The organism is Neorhizobium sp. T25_13 (assembly GCF_002968675.1).
Taxonomy (GTDB): domain Bacteria; phylum Pseudomonadota; class Alphaproteobacteria; order Rhizobiales; family Rhizobiaceae; genus Neorhizobium; species Neorhizobium tomejilense.
This window is the reverse complement of sequence record NZ_PVBI01000005.1, coordinates 326,122-344,527: the sequence shown is the minus strand read 5'-3', so window position 1 is coordinate 344,527 and position 18,406 is coordinate 326,122. Positions and strand designations below refer to the sequence as shown.

Genomic DNA, 18,406 nt, shown 5'->3' with positions numbered 1-18,406 from the left:
CTTTGTCGTTAAGCGTGCGAACTCTCTAACCGTCAACATTCTGGCGGCCAATGATATCTTTGTAAGCCGTTGGGCGATCGAATGCTGTCTGATTGATGCACCATGTTTGATTGATCGCGACGCTGAGACTTTCAGTACCGAACAGCGATCCTGCGCTGCGCAGTCCTTCTACAATGAACTGATCTTGAGCATTGTCTTTGCGGTGATCGTTCAAGACAAGCCGGATGCGCTGCCAATCATCGAAGAAATATTCCTTTAGCAACGGGATGATCCGCCTAGCGAACAGGTACTTCAGTTGGGCGATATCATCCGCTGCCTTCAGCTGAATGAAATAGGCGTGACCAAGTCGGTGATCGCGATCAAGAAGCGCCTCAATCCGTGCATTCATTACTGAGAGCAACTCAGCCACATCCACGCCAGCGATTTGGATGCCTTCCAGTTGAGATGTATCAGGCTCCACCTCTTCGAACACAAAGCGACGGCGCAGTGCCATATCAATCGAAGCAAGCGAGCGATCGGCCGTGTTCATGGTCCCAATGATATGAAGTCCTACCGGAACACCGAAGCGAGATTTCGAGTAGGGAAGGATGGTCGTAAGCGCCTCCTCCGCCCCAAGGCGCTTCGATGGTTCGATGAGAGTAATCGCTTCGCCAAAAATCTTGGATATATTGCCGCGATTGATCTCGTCGATGATTAAAACCTTCTTTTGAAGGATCGCGTCTCTGTCGCTGGTCTGACGCTCTAACATTCTTTCAACAATAACGGGGATTATGTTGTTGTAGCCGTTGACGAGGAATTTCTCTAATCGGCAGTTCGGAACAAGGTCGAAGACACGTTTATCTCGTATATCCTGCACAGTTAATTCGCCGCGTCTCACCAATTCCGCCAACTCATTCAGCATTTCAAATGCAAAGGGTAGCCGCGACCCATTCGGCTTATCGAGCCAGAGAACCTCCTCCGTGCACTTGCTTACCGTATAGCCACTAGAGAATTGGTCGCCGACCTGAAATGGTCTGTGGGCGAGGTCGCAGAAGGACTTCAATACGCCGTCCTTCACCGTGTACCGAACCAAGCCTTCATCCGTTGTCTCCGCACGTAGCCCTTCGATAAACTCTTCATAGCTAAAACTCTGATGGAAGGTCACGAAGCGTATTAACCCCTCCTCCATCAGATCATCGAAGCGCTCCTTGAGCGCATCCCGATCACCCTCAGCACTGACCGCGAATTCAGGGTCGAGAATTGCAATGGCTCGATCTACGACGCAGTAAGTTTTGCCAGTACCAGGAGGCCCGTAGAGGATTTGATTAAGGGGAACCGCAGGCCCAATTTTGCCCGCGACCTCTGTGTCCGACAGGGTTGAGACAGCCGGTAGATCTTCTATTTCCTCGCTGGGTGCCCAAATTTCCTTGATGTCGCCTTGATAGAAATCGATAGGGCCACCGTGTTGAGTCTCTAACTCGCTTCTTACACGAGCGAGCTCGCGATCTTGATCGATTTTGCTCATTTTGCGCAAATCCCCTCGGTCGAGGTTGCCGAGAGCCAAGAGGACCTGCCGAATATGCCCCGGACTTGAAAAGCGCTCGAACGTCGCCGGAAAAACTAAATGAGGGAGGATATGTTTAAGTTGCCGCCTGCCATTGTCCGGCACCGCGTCCAACCAAGTCGCAAAGTCCCAAGGATCATCCAGGAGTGCGGCCCGCTCAGAGTCAGAAAGTTCTTTGTAAGCGATCATCGCTTTGATCAAGAAACTTAGTTCGCGCGCTCTATGGTTCATGAATCCCGGACCACCAGAGCCAAGCCCCCGAAGCACCTCATCGGAAAGAAGGTGCTGAACTTGATCCCCGTCCAGTACCTCGTGAGACCAGCTCCAGACATCTCGGATCGGCTCCCGTTTAGCCGCTGGCCCCATATTGATTGGAAACAGATAGAGGATCCACAGGATCTCGGCTAACAGTTTGCAGCAGCTGGGCGACGCGTCGCTGAACTGTCGTTTCAATTTAACGTAGAAACCATCCGCGCTAGCATCGGGCCTACCGTTGAAACACTGGTCCACTTCGGCAAGTCCATCGCTCGTCCAAAGCTTGTCATTACCAAAGAGCGAGAGGTCATTTTTTAGACAACGGTCGCGCCACATCGCAGCTGCGTCCAAAGTGGCCTCAGAATTTGGATGAAATGGACTGTATCGCGACATAGGTCCCCCTTGGCATGAGCGAATTCCATAGCGCAACTTAAGTTAACAGCGAGTTGATCAGGCAATCAGAAATTGAACTACGTGTGCCGCACTTTATGATTAACTTCTGTCGCGTACGCTGAGCGCGCCCTTGCCCCCACCCCGCAAGGTCATGCAGCGGCGGTCCTCTATCATGACCCCAATGTGGTCACTACGTCCTGCGAGTGGTGCGAAGAATGGAAGCCGCGCCGAATCGGAAGGAACTGCTCCGCCCAGAATTCTAGGCTGCAGCAGCGTGTTGCCCTCAATGAAAACGGGCTTCGTGAAATGTGGGGTAACTTGAGGGTTGCTTAAGCGGTCAAATGGAAAAAGCTAAAAAACACAATGGCTTGCCAAATTTAATGGCGGACAAGGTGGGATTCGAACCCACGGTACGCTTTCACGCACACACGCGTTCCAGGCGTGCGCCTTAAACCACTCGGCCACCTGTCCTTGGTTGCTTTGCGTCGTCTGAGAAGCAAAACGTTGGAACGGCCGCGATATATACCGATCAATTCCCCGGGATCAACCCGAATCTGAACGTTTTTTGACAGTGGGCGGGAAAACCTTTCTGGCCGCGTTGCCAAGCCTCGGCGCGCGGACTATTTCTTCTGCCATAAATGCCGTCGTGCTGCAGGCGGCGCGACCGTGATCAACGACGCGGGCTTGTTCGGAATGGCAGTCATACGGTTCGTCTTCCATCTGCTCAGCGGGCTTGCGCTGGCTGCCGCGATCGTTGCCGGCACGCTGGATTCCATCCAGTCTGTGTCGTCCTCGTCGGTGGTGCTGACCAGCCTCGGCAACGCCTGGCTTAATCTCGATCCGGAAAGCCTGACGCTCGCGGAATTCGTCGTGAGCACATATCTCAGTCAGGATATCTGGCGGCCCTTCGTGACACCGGTGCTGGCGCAGCCGGCATTCGTGGTGTTTTTGGCAATCGCCCTGATCTTCTGGATGGCCGGATATAGCAGGCCACATTTCGCAGGGCGGTTTTCCGCCTGAAGGGCTGGCCGTACCAGTTCCCCGGAGGCCGCGGCTAAAGCCGCGTGTTTGTGCAGTTTTTCCACAGCATTGTCGAAGTTTTCAGCAGGTTCGTTGTTTTTTACCAGTTGAAAAAAATCTCGTGAATTTTTCCGAAACCCGTGCAAGAGTGAACGAAGCCAGACCCTTGAAGAAAAAGGGCCGGTGGCCGCAGACATGCCCGGAGAACGGGATTGCGGGGGGACCTAACAGCTAAAAAACAGGGCTGCACGATGAAGAAAACCCTTTTGAGCCTCATTGCCATGGCTGCCATGTCGGCAACCGCGCTTGCCGCGGATATCAAGCCGGCGCTGGTCTATGGCACGGGCGGCAAGTTCGACAAATCCTTCAACGAAGCCGCTTCCGTCGGCGCCGAAAGGTTCAAGAAGGAAACGGGGATCGACTTCCGGGATTTCGAACCGACCAGCGACACCCAGGGCGAGCAGGCTATCCGCAACTTCGCAAGCCGCGGCTTCAACCCGGTGGTCGCCGTATCGTTCGCCTGGACCTCGGCCATGGAAAAGGTCGCGGCTGAGTTCCCGAACACCAAGTTCGCGATCGTCGATTCGGTCGTCGACCTGAAGAACGTCCGTTCGGTCCTCTACAAGGAAGAAGAGGGTTCCTACCTCGTTGGCCTTCTCGCCGGCATGGCGTCGAAGACCGGCAAGGTCGGTTTCGTCGGCGGCATGGATATTCCGCTGATCCGCAAGTTCGGCTGCGGTTATGTCCAGGGCGTCAAGGCGGCCAAGCCCGATGCGCAGGTCTTCCAGAACATGACCGGCACGACCGGTGCTGCCTGGAACGACCCGGTCCGGGGCGGCGAGCTCACCAAGAACCAGATCGATCAGGGCGCCGACGTCGTTTACGCGGCTGCCGGCGCGACCGGCCTCGGCGTGCTGCAGACCGCTGCCGACAACAAGAAGCTGTCGATCGGCGTCGATTCCAACCAGAACCACCTGCATCCGGGTTCGGTTCTGACGTCGATGGTCAAGCGCGTCGATCTTGCCGTCTACAATGCCTTCAAGGACACCAAGGAAGACAAGTTCACGGCCGGCATCCAGGCTCTCGGCGTCAAGGAGGACGGCGTTGCCTACGCGCTCGACGACAACAACAAGGCACTGATCACGCCTGAAATGAAGACCGCCGTTGAAAAGGCCAAGGCCGACATCATTGCCGGCACCATCAAGGTGCACGACTACATGTCGAACAAAGCCTGCAACAAGTAAGGTCGGGTTTCGAGGGGCGCAGGGCGATGATGATCGCCATGCGCCCTTTTTGCATATCAGGCGGAAGGGCGAACCATTGAGCCTCGATTCTCCTAAGGAGCACGCGATCGAGCTTGTCGGCATCGACAAGAAATTCGGTACGGTACACGCGAACAAGAACATCAATCTGACGGTCGCCAAAGGCTCGATCCACGGTATCATCGGGGAGAACGGCGCCGGCAAATCGACCCTGATGTCGATCCTCTACGGCTTCTACCAGGCCGACCACGGGGAGATCCGCATTTCCGGAAAGCCGGTGACGATCCGGGACAGCCAGGCAGCGATCGCCGCGGGCATCGGCATGGTGCATCAGCACTTCATGCTGGTCGAGAATTTCACCGTGCTGGAAAACGTCATGCTCGGCGCCGAAGGCGGCCAGCTCCTCGCCAAGGGCGTCGCGAGCGCCCGCAAGGAACTGAAGCGGCTGGAGGACGATTACGGCCTCGAGGTTGATCCGGATGCGGTCATCGAGGAACTGCCGGTCGGCAGCCAGCAGCGCGTCGAAATCTTGAAGGCGCTCTATCGCGGCGCCGACATCCTCATTCTTGACGAGCCGACCGGGGTGCTGACACCGCCGGAGGCAGACCACCTCTTCAAGGTCCTGCGCGTGCTGCGCGATCAGGGCAAGACGATCATCCTCATCACTCATAAGCTGCGCGAGATCATGGCGATCACCGACACGGTGTCCGTCATGCGCCGCGGCGAAATGGTCGCGACCCGCAAGACCGCCGAAACGACCGTCGAAGAGCTCGCCGAACTGATGGTCGGCCGCCGCGTCCTGCTGCGCGTCGAAAAGGGAGCCGCCCATCCGGGAGGGGTCCTGATGTCGGTCAGGAACCTGACGGTCAAGGACAGCCGCGGCGTCACCATGGTCGATGACGTCTCCTTCGACGTGCGGGCTGGCGAGATCGTCGGCATCGCGGGCGTTGCCGGCAACGGCCAGTCCGAGCTCCTCGAAGCGATCGCCGGCATCCGCAAGCCTTCGTCCGGCGAGATCTTCATCGATGGCAAGCCTGTCGCCGGGGTCGATCCGGCGGGCCTGCGTGATCTCGGGCTTGCGCATATCCCCGAAGACCGCCACCACATGGGCCTGGTCCTGAAATTCGAGGAATACGAAAACTCGATCCTCGGTTATCACCGCGATCCCAGATATGGCCGAGGGCCGCTCTTGGACCTCGAGGCGATGCGCAAGGATGCCGAGGAGAAGATCGGCAAATACGACATCCGCCCGCCGAATCCGCGGCTGCGGACCGCCAATTTTTCCGGCGGCAACCAGCAGAAGATCGTCGTGGCGCGCGAGATCGAGCGCGATCCGAAAATGCTGATCATCGGTCAGCCGACCCGCGGCGTCGATATCGGCGCCATCGAATTCATCCACAAGCGGATTATCGAGATGCGCGATGCCGGCAAGGCGGTGCTGTTGGTCTCGGTGGAGCTGGACGAGATCCGCTCGCTCTCCGACCGTATCCTGGTGATGTTCGCGGGCAAGATCGTCGGCGAAAAGTCGGGCGAGGCGGGCGAACAGACGCTGGGCCTGATGATGGCCGGGATCGCCGCATGACGCTTTCAGCAATGACCCATCCGGAGCATGGAATGATTGAACTTTCGGTGGCGGCACCGCGGACGAGGGCAGGGGCATGACCACCGCATCCGTTCCGCTTCCCGCCTGGATCAATTACGGCCTCATTCCGCTGCTCAATCTCATCCTGGCCTTCTTCTTTTCCGGTCTGGTCGTCTGGGCGATCGGCGAAAGCCCGTTCGAGGCGTTGCAACTGCTGTTGATCGGCGCGCTTGGCCGTGGCGAGGGCATCGGTTTCACGCTGTTCTACACGACGAGCTTCATCTTCACGGGCCTCTCGGTGGCGGTCGCGATCCATGCCGGCCTGTTCAACATCGGTTCGGAAGGCCAGGCCTATCTCGGCGGTCTTGGTGCGGCGCTGGTGGCGCTCGCCATGGACCGCTATGTGCCCTGGTATGTCACCATGCCTTTCGCGGTGATCGGGGCCGCGCTGTTCGGTGCGGCCTGCGCCGCCATTCCCGCCTGGCTGCAGGCCAAGCGCGGCAGCCATATCGTCATCACCACCATCATGTTCAATTTCATCGTCTCGTCGCTGATGAACTACATGCTGGTGCGCGTACTGATCGTGCCTGGCAAGATGGCGCCGGAAACCAGAACCTTCCTGCCTGGCGGCCAGCTTCCCAAGCTCGACTGGCTGATCGCCATGTTCGGCGGCAAGATCGGCGCGGCACCGCTCAACTTCTCCTTCCTGATCGCGCTGATCATGTGCTTCCTGGTCTGGGTACTGATCTGGCGCACGAAGCTCGGTTACGAAATGCGCACGCTCGGCATCAGCCCGACGGCTGCGAGTTACGCCGGCATCCGCTATTCCAAGATCGTCATGATCACCATGCTGATCTCCGGCGGCCTTGCCGGCATGATGGCGCTGAACCCGGTGATGGGCGCTTCCGCCCGCCTGCAGATCGAATTCGTCGGGGGCGCCGGCTTCGTCGGCATCGCCGTCTCGCTGATGGGCCGCAATCATCCGGCAGGCATCATCCTGGCGGCGCTGCTCTTCGGCATTCTCTATCAGGGCGGGGCCGAACTCTCCTTCGACATGCCGGGCATCACGCGTGACATGATCGTCGTCATTCAGGGCATGGTGATCCTGTTCGCCGGTGCCCTGGAATACATGCTGCGCCCGTCCATCGTCCGGCTCTACCAGCAGCTCACCGGGAAGTAGGCTCATGGATTATTTCGATATTTTCATCAGCATTCTCGGCTCGGCGGTTCGCCTTTCGATCCCGCTTCTGTTCACGGCGCTTGCCGGCCTCTTCTCGGAACGCGCCGGCATTTTCGACATTGGCCTGGAAGGCAAGATGCTGGCATCCGCCTTCGCGGCAGCTTGTGTCGCCTACTGGACCGGCAATGCCTGGTTCGGCCTGCTCGGCGGCATCGGCGTGTCGATCGTGTTTTCGTTCGTGCACGGCTTTGCCTCGATCACCAATCGCGGTAACCAGATCGTCTCCGGCGTGGCGCTGAATTTCGTGGCCGCCGGACTGACGATCGTGCTCGGCCAGGCCTGGTTCAGGCAGGGCGGGCGCACGGGGCAGGTGCCCCCTGAGGGCCGCTTCTCTTCCATCGTCCTGCCGGGCGCCGACATGATGCGCGACGTGCCGATCATCGGTCCGCTTTATGCCAACGTGATCTCAGGCAACAACATCCTCACCTATATCGCCTTCCTGATGGTGCCGATCTCCTGGTGGGTTCTCTACCGCACCCGCTTTGGGCTGCGCCTGCGCGCCGTCGGTGAAAATCCGGGTGCGGTGGATACCGCCGGCATTTCGGTTGCGTGGATGCGTTATCGCTCGCTGATCGTCGCCGGATTCCTCTGCGGTTTCGCAGGCACCTATCTGTCGATCGCCCAATCGGCCGCCTTCATCAACAACATGTCGGCCGGCAAGGGTTATATCGCGCTCGCGGCGCTGATCTTCGCCAAGTGGAAACCGGTGCCGGTCATGCTCGCCTGCCTGCTCTTCGGTTTCCTCGATGCGTTCGCCAATTTCATGCAGGGCAAATCGCTGCCGCTGATCGGCGAAGTGCCGGTACAGATCTTCCAGGCGCTGCCCTATATCCTCACCTGCGTATTGCTCGCCGGTTTCATCGGCACCGCCCGCCCGCCCAAGGCCGGCGGCGTGCCTTATACCAAGGAGCGCTGATCAGATGTCTCACGATCTTTTCGAAGCTGCCCGCGACGCGATGTCCAAGGCTCATGCCCCCTATTCGAAGTTCCCGGTGGGTGTGGCGATCCGCGCCGATGACGGCAAGGTCTATCTTGGCGCCAATATCGAGAACATCTCCTTCCCCCAGGGCTGGTGCGCCGAGCCGACGGCGATCGGCGCAATGATCATGGGCGGCGGCAAGAAGATCGTCGAGCTGGCGGTGATCGCGGAAAAGCTGGCGCTCTGCTCGCCCTGCGGCGGCTGCCGGCAAAAGATCGCCGAGTTCGCCTCCGCCGGTACGCGCATCTATCTCTGCGACGATCTCGGCGTGCAGAAGACCGTCACCATGGCGGAGCTTCTCCCTTATGCTTTCGAAACTGACGCGATCGGCTGAGGGGGCAGACATGAGGCAAGTCATCGATCTGCTCGTCGATCGCCTGGATGGCCTGGTGCCGCGCCACGCGGTCGTGCTCGGTTCAGGCCTCGGTTCGCTGGTGAACGAGGTGACGGAGGCCGTCCGCATCCCCTATGGCGCGCTCGACGGTTTCCCGGCGAGCGGCGTCACCGGGCATGCGGGTGAGATCGTCGCCGGTTATCTCGGAGCCGAGCCGGTCATCATGCTTTCCGGACGCGCTCATTATTACGAGCGCGGCGATGCCAAGGTGATGCGTTTTCCGATCGAGGTGATGAAGGGCCTCGGAGTCCAGTCGCTGATCCTGACCAATTCGGCAGGCTCCCTCAGGGAGGATATGCCGCCGGGATCGGTGATGCAGATTTCCGACCACATCAACTATTCGGGTATGAACCCGCTGATCGGCGAGGAAGGCGATGGGCGTTTTGTCGGCATGACCACCGCCTATGATGCAGACCTCGCGCTCGACATGCGCAATGCGGCGATCCGTTGCGGTGTCCCGCTGTTTTCCGGGGTCTATATGTGGTTCTCCGGACCGAGCTTCGAGACGCCGGCGGAAATCCGCATGGCACGCACGCTTGGCGCCGACGCGGTCGGCATGTCGACGGTACCGGAAGTCATCCTCGCGCGCTATTTCGGGCTCAAGGTTGCAGCCGCGTCGGTCATCACGAATTTCGGCGCAGGCATGACCGGTGCGGAGCTTAGCCACGCGGAAACCAAGGACATGGCCCCCGTCGGAGGGCAGCGACTGGCGGCTATTCTGAAAGAAATGTTGGCCTGATTACACGATGTATTTCAATCGGATACGTCCCGTGCGGCCATGCGTCCCGCCGGTGTGGCTTGCATCTAATCGTTTGAACGGTAAATATGATCAGGCGCATGACCCAGAAGTCGAACAGACTTTGATCGGACCTGCGTCGCCTTTGAATTTACTGGGTCCCTGACGCGGCCAACGGTCGCGCGGCGCAGTAACCAAGCCGGGGAGGCACTCGACATGGAACTCCTGAGCCCGCGCGAGGCGGCAGCCTTCGCGCTATCGCTTCTCGACCTGACGAACCTGCGCGACGATTGCGACAACGCCGCGATCGAGAAACTGTGCCTGCGCGCCCAGACGTCTTATGGCAACACGGCGGCGATCTGCATCTGGCCGCGTTTCGTCGCCCATGCGCGCCAGATCTTGGGCCCCGAGCATCCGATCCGCATCGCGACCGTCGTGAATTTTCCGTCGGGCGATCTGGCCGTCGCGACCGTGGTCGAAGAGACGCGGCAGGCGATCGAGGATGGCGCCGACGAGATCGACATGGTCATTCCCTATCGTAAGCTGCTCGCGGGAGACGAGGCCGCGGTGACCGAAATGGTCGAGGCCGTCCGCGCTGCCTGCCCTGATGCGTGCCTGAAGGTGATCCTGGAGACGGGCGAACTCAAGGACAGCGCGCTGATCCGCCGCGGTTCCGAACTGGCGATTGCTGCCGGCGCCGATTTCATCAAGACATCGACTGGCAAGGTCGCCGTCAACGCGACGCTCGAAGCTGCCGATATCATGCTGCAGGCGATCCGGGATTCGAAAAAGCGGGTCGGCTTCAAGCCTGCCGGCGGGATATCGACTGTTGCCGACGCCGATCTCTACTTCCGGCTGGCCGAAACGATCATGGCTCCCAACTGGATCATGCCGTCCACCTTCCGCTTCGGCGCATCCAGCCTGCTTGACGATATTCTCGGCGTGCTGGGCGGCGGCACCACTGTCCGCGCATCAAGCGGCTACTGACAGGATGATCCCGCAGGAGATCATCCGTCGCAAACGCGACGGAAAAGTCCTCGCCGGCGAGGAGATCGCAGCCTTCATCGCGGCCCTGACAAGAGAGGAAATCTCCGAGGGCCAGGCGGCTGCCTTCGCCATGGCTGTCTTCTTTCGGGGCATGTCCCGCGATGAGACGGTAGCGCTGACGCTCGCCATGCGTGATTCCGGGACTGTCCTGAATTGGGATGGCCTTGGCCGCCCGGTAGCGGACAAGCACTCGACCGGCGGCGTCGGCGACAACGTCTCGCTGATGCTCGCGCCGATCGTTGCCGCCTGCGGCCTTGCGGTCCCGATGATTTCCGGCCGCGGGCTCGGGCATACCGGCGGCACCCTCGACAAGTTGCAGTCGATCCCGGGTTACAGCGTCACGCCGGACGAGGTTTTGTTCCGCAAGGTGGTCGACGAGGTTGGCTGTGCCATTATCGGACAGACGAGCGACCTCGCCCCCGCCGACCGTAGGCTCTACGGCATTCGCGACGTGACGGCCACCGTCGAATCCGTGCCGCTGATTACCGCCTCCATCCTCTCCAAAAAACTCGCGGCCGGACTCGGCAGCCTCGTGCTGGACGTCAAGGTCGGCAACGGCGCCTTCATGGAAAGCCTAGGCGAGGCGGAAACGCTCGCCCGCTCGCTGGTCGAGGTGGCAAACGGCGCGGGCGTGAAGACGGCAGCGCTGCTGACCGACATGAACCAGCCGCTCGCCGATGCGGCCGGCAATGCGCTCGAAATCGTCAACTGTCTCGATTTCCTGGCCGGACTGAAAGCCGGTACGCGGCTTGAAGCCGTCGTTCTGGCGCAGGCCGCGGAAATGCTGGTTCAGGCAGGTGTGGCGCGTGACCTGTCGGCAGCCGAAGAGAATGCGCGACTGGCCCTGAGTTCCGGCGGAGCGATGGAGCGTTTCGCCCGCATGGTCCATGCGCTCGGCGGACCAGTGGATTTCTGCGAGCGGCCGGATGTCTATCTGCAGCGCGCGCCGGTGCGGTTGCGTGTGCCGGCGCCGCGCGATGGATACCTTGTCGCCTGCGAGACCCGCGCCCTCGGCCTGGCCGTGGTCGAACTCGGCGGAGGCCGCAAGCGGGCGGCGGATGCGATCGATCATCGTGTCGGCATCAGCGCGTTGTTGCCGCTTGGTAGCCCGGTGTCGGAAGGCGAGCCGATCGCCATGGTGCATGCCAGAACTGAAGAGGATGCCAGGCGGATCGCCGAGGATGTCGCGCGTTTCTACACGATCGCTGATGCTCCGGTCGCAGCCGCGCCGGTAATCCTCAAGCGCGTCGGCTGATCACTGGATCAGCTTCAGGTTCCCGCCTTCCACCTGGAAGGATTTCAGCTTCTTCAAGAAACTCATGCCGACCAGAGTGCCGGTCAGCGCCTTGTCGCGCAATACGAAGGCATCGATGTCCTTGACGCGGACGCCGCCGATCTCGATCCGGTCGAGGACCACGTGCGCCGCCTCGGTGCCGCCATTGGCGGTATTGACCGTGTAGCGGAAATCCAGGCCGTTGGCGCTGTAGCCCAGCTTGCGGGCCGTGCTCTCGTTGATCGCCACCAGGGACGCGCCGGTATCGACGAGGCCATCGACGGACTTGCCGTTCATCCGGAACGTGCCGTTGAAATGTCCGCGCCCATCCGCTTCCAGCGTCACGCTGCCGGATGTCACCGAGACAGGGATCGCCTTTGCGGGCGCTTCGACGGCGGCCATCGCCTCTGGCGGATGATCGGCACGCTGGATCATCGCTGGGATCTGTGTCGCCAGCAGCGCCGCAACGGCGGCAAAAATGACGGTGCGCAGGAGCATGAACAATCCTCTCGGCATGAACCGGATATCCGCTTCATGCATAACCGGAAAACCATAAGAAAACGGCCCGCGAAATCTTCGCAGGCCGTTCATTTAAAAGCTTGGTAAGCGAACTCTAAATTAATTACTTGGTACCGTACATGCGGTCGCCGGCGTCACCGAGACCGGGCACGATATAGCCATTTTCGTCGAGATGGCTGTCGATCGAGGCCGTGTAGATCTTCACGTCCGGATGCGCCGCGCGGAAGTTGGCGATGCCCTCGGGGGCTGCAAGCAGGCAGAGGAAGCGGATATTGTGCGCTCCGCGTTCCTTCAGCTTGTCGACTGCGGCGATCGAGGAATTGCCGGTCGCCAGCATCGGATCGACAACGATGATCAGCCGCTCTGCGATATCGTCCGGCGCCTTGAAGTAATATTCGACCGGCTGCAGCGTCTCGTGGTCGCGGTAGACGCCGATATGCGAGACTCGGGCCGAGGGCACCAGTTCCAGCATGCCTTCCAGAAGCCCGTTGCCGGCACGCAGGATCGAAGCGAAGACCAGCTTCTTGCCCTCGACGACCGGCGCCTGCATTTGCGTGAGCGGCGTCTCGATGGTTTCCATGGTCAGCTCGAGGTCGCGGGTTACCTCGTAGCAGAGCAGCATCGAGATTTCCCGGAGCAGCCGCCGGAAACCCGCCGTCGAGGTTTCCTTCTTGCGCATGATCGTCAGCTTGTGCTGCACCAGCGGATGATCAATGACAGTGACGCCGTTCATGAGCTTCCCCTTATTGTTTGCCTGTCTCTTCATTCAGGAAAAAGGCCGGTTCCGCAACCCATCAGGCGCGTATGGCGCCTCATCCCCAGCCTCTGACCCAGCCTGTGCGTCGAACCGGGCGATCAGCTTTGCCCTTGTCTCTTCGTCCACGAAGGCAGCTTCGATCGCCGTGCGCGTCATCTCATCGATCTCGTCATCCGGCATCCCCATGATCGCCGAAGCGATCTCGTATTCGCGGGCGAGCGAGGTGTGGAAGAAGGGAGGGTCATCGGAATTGATGCAGACCCGCACGCCGGCGGCCTTGAGACGTTTCAGCGGGTGGCTGTCGAAATCTGGAAACACATTCAGCGCGATGTTCGAGCCCGGGCAGACCTCCAGCACGGTGCCGAGCTCGACAAGCCGTTCCACGAGTGCCGGATCCTCGATCGCCCGGACGCCATGGCCGATCCGGGAAGGCTTCACCAGATCGAGCGCATCGGAAACGCTGAATGCACCGCAGACCTCGCCGGCGTGGATGGTCAGGCCCAGTCCGGCATCGCGGGCGATATCGAAGGCGCGGGCATAGTCGGCGACGCGGCCCATGCGTTCCTCGCCGGCCATGTTGAAACCGGTCACCAGCGGGTTTTTCGCCCGTGCCGCATATTCCGCGGCCGAGATCACCCGGTCCGGACCGAAATGCCGTTCGCCGGTAACGATGATCCGCGCCTCGATCCCGGTCTTTTCACGCGCCGCATGGATGCCGTCGCAGATGCCGGCAAGATAGGCATCGGCGCCGAGCCCGATCCGGTCTCCGTGATCGGGCGAGACGATGATTTCGCTGTAGATCGTGTTGGCGGCGGCGAGTTCCAGAAGATAGGTCTCGGTCAGCAGCGCGTAGTCGTCAGCCGTTCTGAACAGGCTGGCAACCGCATCGTAGCAGACGAGAAATTCGGAAAAGTCCGACCAGGCATAGGCACCGTCACGCAACACCTTGTTCGCATCGACGCCATATTTCCTGGCTTGGCTTGCCGCCAGTGCCGGCGGCGTGGCGCCTTCGATATGGCAGTGAATCTCGGCCTTGAGGAGGTGTCTGGTCAAAGGAAGCTCCATCCGTTGGGCCCGAGCGGGATCGAGAGATGCGTGGCTATGGTTTCGGCAATGTCCGAGTAGCTTGCCCTGATCCCGATCGAGCGGGAGCGGATGCCCGGCCCGAACGCCATGACCGGCACCCGCTCGCGGGTGTGGTCGGTGCCGCGCCAGGTCGGATCGCAGCCATGATCGGCAGTGAGGATGACGAGGTCGCCGGGTTTCAGCCGCCGATGGACGTCCGGTAGGGCGCGGTCGAAGGCTTCGAGCGCCGCGGCATAACCCGGCACGTCCCGGCGATGGCCGTAGAGCATGTCGAAATCGACGAAATTGGTGAAAACCAGATCGCCCAGTGCCGCCTCGTCCATCGCGGCAAGGGTCGCGTCCATCAGCGCCGCATTGCCGTTCGCCTTGATGACGCGCGAAACGCCCTGGTGGGCGAAGATGTCGCCTATCTTGCCGATGGCATGCACCGAACGACCGCCCCGGATCAGCCGGTCGAGCAATGTCGGCTCCGGCGGCGGCACGGAGAAGTCGCGGCGATTGCCGGTGCGCTCGAACGTCTCTGCCGTTTCGCCGAGGAAAGGCCGCGCGATCACACGGCCGATATTCATCGGATCGAGCAGCACTCGGACGGTTTCGCAGAGCCGGAGCAGCCGGTCGAGGCCGAAATAGGTCTCGTGGGCGGCAATCTGGAAGACGGAATCCGTCGACGTGTAGCAGATCGGCTTTCCGGTGCGGATATGCTCTTCCCCGAGCCGGGCGATGATTTCGGTGCCGGATGCGTGGCAATTGCCCAGAATGCCCGCAATGTCGCCCTCACGGCAGATGGCATCCACCAGTTCGGGAGAGAAGGCCTCGCCTTCGGTCGGGAAATAACCCCAATCGAACATCACGGGCGTCCCGGCGATTTCCCAATGGCCGGAGGGCGTATCCTTGCCGCGGGAAATTTCGTTGGCCGCGCCGTGCAGGCCGAAGATCCGCTCCGGCATCGGCATGCCGGCTGGATAGTCGCCGCTGGCAAGCTTGGCGATTTCCAGAAGCCCGAGCGACGACATGTTCGGCAGATGCAGCGGACCTTCCCTGAGGCCCGCCCGGTCGCCGACGCCGGCCGCGCAGAACTCCGCGATATGCCCGAGCGTGTTGGAGCCCAGATCGCCATACTCGTCCGCATCCGGGGCGCCGCCCACGCCGAATGAATCAAGAACGAACAGGAAGGCACGCGCCATCGGTCACCCGGAAGTTTGAATATCGCCAGCCGGCGGTTCTGCTGGCCGGCTCGAATCGGGATTCATATAGCCGCGTGCGCGTATTGGCAAAGGGGATAACGTCCGATGCGCTTCAGCAATTGGTGCAGTTGACACTGTCTCCGAGGCGCTGGCGGTAGAAATACTCCCGCGCAATGGTGAGGTCCTGTACCTCGCTCGGCAAAAGACCCGGCATGAACATCAGGAGTTCGTGGTGAACTGAGACCTCCGCCCGGACAAGGAAGGAATTGGCTATGTGCATATCGGCCGGTACCTGGACCGCGGAGCCGATCGCATAGGGCCTGCCATCTTTTTCGTCCCATGACCAGGCAACGGTCGGATTGCCAGTGGCATCGAGTGTCACCCCCGTGACTTTGATGCTGAGCGTGTTGGGCGTATAGGGCGCAAACAGACTTGCGGTCACATCCTTCATCGTCATGAGGATCGTCTTGTCGACGCTCGTTTCCCGGGTCACAAGATCTGCAATCGTACTTGCGCTATGCGTCACCCGTTTGGAGACGCTGAGTCCGATAGTGATCTCGAAGGACGTGATATAAAGGCTGAGAAGCAGCGGCGCGATCAGGGCGAACTCCACGGCGCCGACACCGCGCCGGTCAGCCACCAGCTGCTTGAGGCGGGTCAACACGCCCGGATATCGCTTATCGGGCTGGGACTTTTGCTGTTCCATCACGGATAGTCCTCGGCTCGGAAGGCGGATGTTTCGACGATCAGGAAATAGCTCGGGCGTCCGCCGCCCGCTGGCCGGACGTTGGTGATATAAGGCCGGATCAGATCGGTGATGACGTCCCAACGGTAATAGGCGCGCAGCATGTTGATGCTTTTCGCGGGGCCTGGCGCATAGGCGAAGGAAGACGTATCGAGTTCGCCGAAAGCGCTGCCGGAGGTCGAACGCGGAATTGTCGTCGGAATCAGTGCAAAACTGGCGAACGAGCGGACATCGAGCAGAAGTTTATCCGGCGTCGCGATTTCCTCCTCGCTGCACTTGATCATGATCGATATTTCGTCGCAGAAGGCGCGGCGGAATTCTGTTTGGGTCTTGTCGGTGCCGCGATTGAGCCCATAGGTGATATTGCCGGTCCTGAGCTTGCGCGCCATCGTGTCGACGGCATTGGCGACAAGCTGTTCTCCCGTATAGGCGATGAAAGTTTCGACGATCGCGAAGACGATCAGGAAATAGGGAATGGCCAGCAACGCGAATTCGATTGCGGCAGCGCCGTCCTTGGAGCGGGCAATCCGCCGCCACGCGCCCTTGTCTCTTATAGGCATAGGCGCCCTGCTTCTGGTATCGTCATAATCCTGGCACATGGTTTCCGTCCGACAGCCCGGCTTGAGCGTGCCGATCGTATGGGGGGATTATTGAGATTCCGTTGCAGCGATCGCCCGCAGTTTAACCACCTGTCCCCGATCAGGGCGTAGCGGTGTTCTTGAACTCGGCGTGCTGCTCGCAATTGGGTGTGCAGGAGAGGATGGAACGTTCGGTTTGCCGGAAGACGCGCACCGTGTTTCCTTCATCGATCGAAACGAGGACGCGTTCGTCAGCAATCGCATTGCCCTCGGCGTCCAGCAGCACGAGATTGGTCGTGCCGAAGCTGCGGCCGGTAAGGACGATCGTGGTGGAATCCGCAACGGTGGCATCAGCCACGTTCGAGTTGCCGACGATGACCTTGCTGACCGGCCTGTCGAGTTTCAGCACGCGCGCGTGGTTCATGAATACGCGCAGGAGGCCCTCCTGATCCTGCGCCGCAGACTGCCCCGCGCCCGCGAAGACGACACCGCAAATGGCGAGGAGTCGGACCATGGCGCTACGGAACAGCATTGGAGGGGCCTTCAGGTGAGATTGTTATCTGCGCAAGGATGGCCGCGATTGGTGAATGAAGGGTTAAGTGGCACAGAAGGCTGTTCTTGGTCTTGTCTTAACCACTGGCAATTGACCGGGATTGCAACCCATGGAAGCGAATTTCAGACTTCCTGCATGCAAATTAAGGCTCTGTAAAAAAATGCACATTAGCAGATTATGAGCAGAAGCGGGTGGTCGCTCGAATGCAAGTTTTGTTCTTTCCTCTTCGTTTACCACGCAACCGGCAATCCTCCGTTAACGGCTCGGTAACGATGTTCCTTAAGCCGATGGCAATCGTCCCTCTGTAGGTTTCAGTCATCCGAACAACGGAAAACAGTTGTCGGGAAGTGCTGAACAACAAATGTGGAGTAGGAGAGTTCCATGACCAAGATTTTCGCTCGTTTTATGAAAGATGAATCTGGTGCGACTGCCATCGAGTATGGTCTTATCGCAGCACTCATCTCCGTTGCTCTGATCGCCGGTGCGACCACCCTCGGCGGCGCACTGAACACCCAGTTCACCAACATCGCCGCGAAGCTTAACTGCGGCGCCGGCACCGCCGCCTGCTGATTGCAGGCGACAAATCTCAGAAGCCGGCTCGATCACCATCGAGGCGGCTTCGTCTTATTTCGTAGTTTAGCAGGGATTGCGGATCGCGCATTCTGCCCGTGCAAATCCTGACTGATGGCGGCGGATTCAGCAATGATCGTGATCACTCTGGCCATTCTTACAATCCTGCCGCTTTGCCTGGCGCTTGCCGCCATATCCGATCTCGTCAGCATGACGATCCCGAACCGGGTATCGGCGGTTGTTCTGGTGTCCTTTCTGGTCCTAGCGCCGCTCGCGGGGCTAACCTGGCCGGAAATCGGCATGAATCTGGTCGCCGGTCTCGCCGTGTTTGGCGTGTGTTTCGCGCTGTTTGCCTTCAATGTCATGGGCGGCGGCGATGCCAAGCTCCTGACCGCGACAGCCGTCTGGTTCGGCTTCAATCATTCGCTTCTCGTTTTCCTCGTCACCGTCGGTTATGTCGGCGGCGCGGTGACGCTTGTTTTTCTGCTCCTGCGCTCGCAGGCGGAGTCGGTCATGGCCATGGGCATCCCGCTCCCCTCATCCCTCGTCAACGCCAAGAAGATTCCCTACGGTATCGCCATCGCGATCGCCGGCTTCCTGACCCTCGAACTTGCGCCTATCCATCTCCTGGCCGTGAAGGCGTTTCAATAGAGGTTTCAGTGATTGAAAGATCGCGTTAACCAGAATTGT

At 60.1% G+C, this 18,406-nt stretch carries 19 protein-coding genes and 1 tRNA gene; 11 read left to right on the top strand and 9 right to left on the bottom strand.

The annotated features are described in order from the left end of the window. Positions 1–25: 25 nt before the first annotated feature. Positions 26–2,149 carry an AAA family ATPase gene (locus tag C5J22_RS14500; protein ID WP_245440383.1) on the bottom strand — a complete coding sequence of 708 codons (2,124 nt, stop codon included), beginning with the start codon at positions 2,147–2,149 and terminating at the stop codon, positions 26–28. Between the two features lie 423 nt (positions 2,150–2,572). After that, positions 2,573–2,662 (bottom strand) — tRNA-Ser (locus tag C5J22_RS14495). Positions 2,663–2,884: 222 nt separating this feature from the next. Here C5J22_RS14495 and C5J22_RS14490 point away from each other — a divergent pair. The 9 genes from C5J22_RS14490 (at position 2,885) to deoA (ending at position 11,706) form a co-directional block, all read left to right on the top strand. Continuing rightward, positions 2,885–3,211, top strand: a complete 327-nt coding sequence (locus C5J22_RS14490) for a hypothetical protein (protein WP_105402484.1) — start codon at positions 2,885–2,887, stop codon at positions 3,209–3,211. A 251-nt stretch (positions 3,212–3,462) separates the two neighbouring features. Continuing rightward, a complete protein-coding gene (locus C5J22_RS14485) occupies positions 3,463–4,455 on the top strand; it encodes a BMP family protein (protein WP_105438766.1) in 993 nt (330 codons plus the stop codon). Between the two features lie 76 nt (positions 4,456–4,531). Continuing rightward, entirely contained in the window at positions 4,532–6,055 is a 1,524-nt protein-coding gene (locus C5J22_RS14480) for an ABC transporter ATP-binding protein (RefSeq protein WP_105402354.1), read from the top strand. Between the two features lie 76 nt (positions 6,056–6,131). Further along, positions 6,132–7,235: an ABC transporter permease gene (locus tag C5J22_RS14475; RefSeq protein ID WP_105438765.1), complete on the top strand. Its 1,104-nt coding sequence runs from the start codon at positions 6,132–6,134 to the stop codon at positions 7,233–7,235. A 4-nt stretch (positions 7,236–7,239) separates the two neighbouring features. Continuing rightward, positions 7,240–8,211 (top strand): ABC transporter permease, encoded by a 972-nt coding sequence (locus C5J22_RS14470; RefSeq protein WP_046638057.1) that lies wholly within the window; start codon positions 7,240–7,242, stop codon positions 8,209–8,211. Between the two features lie 4 nt (positions 8,212–8,215). Continuing rightward, the gene (locus tag C5J22_RS14465) at positions 8,216–8,608 is read left to right on the top strand and encodes a cytidine deaminase (protein WP_105424666.1); all 393 of its coding nucleotides are present in this window, start codon (positions 8,216–8,218) and stop codon (positions 8,606–8,608) included. Positions 8,609–8,618: 10 nt separating this feature from the next. After that, positions 8,619–9,407: a purine-nucleoside phosphorylase gene (locus C5J22_RS14460; protein WP_105417102.1), complete on the top strand. Its 789-nt coding sequence runs from the start codon at positions 8,619–8,621 to the stop codon at positions 9,405–9,407. A gap of 213 nt (positions 9,408–9,620) precedes the next feature. Continuing rightward, entirely contained in the window at positions 9,621–10,391 is a 771-nt protein-coding gene (gene deoC, locus C5J22_RS14455; RefSeq protein WP_105438764.1) for a deoxyribose-phosphate aldolase, read from the top strand. Between the two features lie 4 nt (positions 10,392–10,395). Further along, positions 10,396–11,706, top strand: coding sequence for a thymidine phosphorylase (gene deoA / locus C5J22_RS14450; RefSeq protein WP_105438763.1), 1,311 nt, complete (start codon positions 10,396–10,398; stop codon positions 11,704–11,706). On the opposite strand, the gene C5J22_RS14445 is transcribed toward deoA, so the two are convergent. The 7 genes from C5J22_RS14445 to C5J22_RS14415 form a co-directional block, all read right to left on the bottom strand. Then, on the bottom strand, positions 11,707–12,222 hold the full coding sequence (locus C5J22_RS14445; RefSeq protein WP_105438888.1) for a TIGR02281 family clan AA aspartic protease: 516 nt from the start codon (positions 12,220–12,222) through the stop codon (positions 11,707–11,709). A 124-nt stretch (positions 12,223–12,346) separates the two neighbouring features. Next, positions 12,347–12,976, bottom strand: a complete 630-nt coding sequence (upp, locus tag C5J22_RS14440) for a uracil phosphoribosyltransferase (protein ID WP_046667258.1) — start codon at positions 12,974–12,976, stop codon at positions 12,347–12,349. A gap of 33 nt (positions 12,977–13,009) precedes the next feature. Then, entirely contained in the window at positions 13,010–14,053 is a 1,044-nt protein-coding gene (locus tag C5J22_RS14435; RefSeq protein WP_105438762.1) for an adenosine deaminase, read from the bottom strand. Continuing rightward, positions 14,050–15,270: a phosphopentomutase gene (locus C5J22_RS14430; RefSeq protein ID WP_105438761.1), complete on the bottom strand. Its 1,221-nt coding sequence runs from the start codon at positions 15,268–15,270 to the stop codon at positions 14,050–14,052. Before C5J22_RS14430 ends, C5J22_RS14435 begins: the two co-directional genes overlap by 4 nt. Positions 15,271–15,382: 112 nt before the next feature. Further along, positions 15,383–15,976 (bottom strand): TadE/TadG family type IV pilus assembly protein, encoded by a 594-nt coding sequence (locus tag C5J22_RS14425; protein WP_105438760.1) that lies wholly within the window; start codon positions 15,974–15,976, stop codon positions 15,383–15,385. Then, on the bottom strand, positions 15,976–16,614 hold the full coding sequence (locus C5J22_RS14420) for a TadE/TadG family type IV pilus assembly protein (RefSeq protein ID WP_105438759.1): 639 nt from the start codon (positions 16,612–16,614) through the stop codon (positions 15,976–15,978). The genes C5J22_RS14425 and C5J22_RS14420 overlap by 1 nt, the downstream gene beginning before the upstream one ends. Before the next feature lie 100 nt (positions 16,615–16,714). Beyond that, the gene (locus tag C5J22_RS14415; RefSeq protein ID WP_245440381.1) at positions 16,715–17,125 is read right to left on the bottom strand and encodes a pilus assembly protein N-terminal domain-containing protein; all 411 of its coding nucleotides are present in this window, start codon (positions 17,123–17,125) and stop codon (positions 16,715–16,717) included. Positions 17,126–17,527: 402 nt separating this feature from the next. On the opposite strand from C5J22_RS14415, the gene C5J22_RS14410 reads away from it, so the two are divergent. Continuing rightward, complete coding sequence (locus C5J22_RS14410) at positions 17,528–17,716, top strand: Flp family type IVb pilin (protein WP_105438758.1); 189 nt, start codon at positions 17,528–17,530, stop codon at positions 17,714–17,716. A 138-nt stretch (positions 17,717–17,854) separates the two neighbouring features. Further along, a complete protein-coding gene (locus tag C5J22_RS14405; RefSeq protein WP_105438887.1) occupies positions 17,855–18,367 on the top strand; it encodes a prepilin peptidase in 513 nt (170 codons plus the stop codon). Positions 18,368–18,406 lie beyond the last annotated feature (39 nt).

Coding starts and splice junctions, on each gene's coding strand:
- C5J22_RS14410 (WP_105438758.1), top strand. CDS start 17,528: ATGACCAAGATTTTCGCTCGTTTTATGAAAGATGAATCTGGTGCGACT.
- C5J22_RS14460 (WP_105417102.1), top strand. CDS start 8,619: ATGAGGCAAGTCATCGATCTGCTCGTCGATCGCCTGGATGGCCTGGTG.
- upp (WP_046667258.1), bottom strand. CDS start 12,976: ATGAACGGCGTCACTGTCATTGATCATCCGCTGGTGCAGCACAAGCTG.
- deoA (WP_105438763.1), top strand. CDS start 10,396: ATGATCCCGCAGGAGATCATCCGTCGCAAACGCGACGGAAAAGTCCTC.
- deoC (WP_105438764.1), top strand. CDS start 9,621: ATGGAACTCCTGAGCCCGCGCGAGGCGGCAGCCTTCGCGCTATCGCTT.
- C5J22_RS14445 (WP_105438888.1), bottom strand. CDS start 12,222: ATGCTCCTGCGCACCGTCATTTTTGCCGCCGTTGCGGCGCTGCTGGCG.
- C5J22_RS14485 (WP_105438766.1), top strand. CDS start 3,463: ATGAAGAAAACCCTTTTGAGCCTCATTGCCATGGCTGCCATGTCGGCA.
- C5J22_RS14475 (WP_105438765.1), top strand. CDS start 6,132: ATGACCACCGCATCCGTTCCGCTTCCCGCCTGGATCAATTACGGCCTC.
- C5J22_RS14470 (WP_046638057.1), top strand. CDS start 7,240: ATGGATTATTTCGATATTTTCATCAGCATTCTCGGCTCGGCGGTTCGC.
- C5J22_RS14420 (WP_105438759.1), bottom strand. CDS start 16,614: ATGTGCCAGGATTATGACGATACCAGAAGCAGGGCGCCTATGCCTATA.
- C5J22_RS14465 (WP_105424666.1), top strand. CDS start 8,216: ATGTCTCACGATCTTTTCGAAGCTGCCCGCGACGCGATGTCCAAGGCT.
- C5J22_RS14415 (WP_245440381.1), bottom strand. CDS start 17,125: ATGCTGTTCCGTAGCGCCATGGTCCGACTCCTCGCCATTTGCGGTGTC.
- C5J22_RS14430 (WP_105438761.1), bottom strand. CDS start 15,270: ATGGCGCGTGCCTTCCTGTTCGTTCTTGATTCATTCGGCGTGGGCGGC.
- C5J22_RS14425 (WP_105438760.1), bottom strand. CDS start 15,976: ATGGAACAGCAAAAGTCCCAGCCCGATAAGCGATATCCGGGCGTGTTG.
- C5J22_RS14490 (WP_105402484.1), top strand. CDS start 2,885: ATGGCAGTCATACGGTTCGTCTTCCATCTGCTCAGCGGGCTTGCGCTG.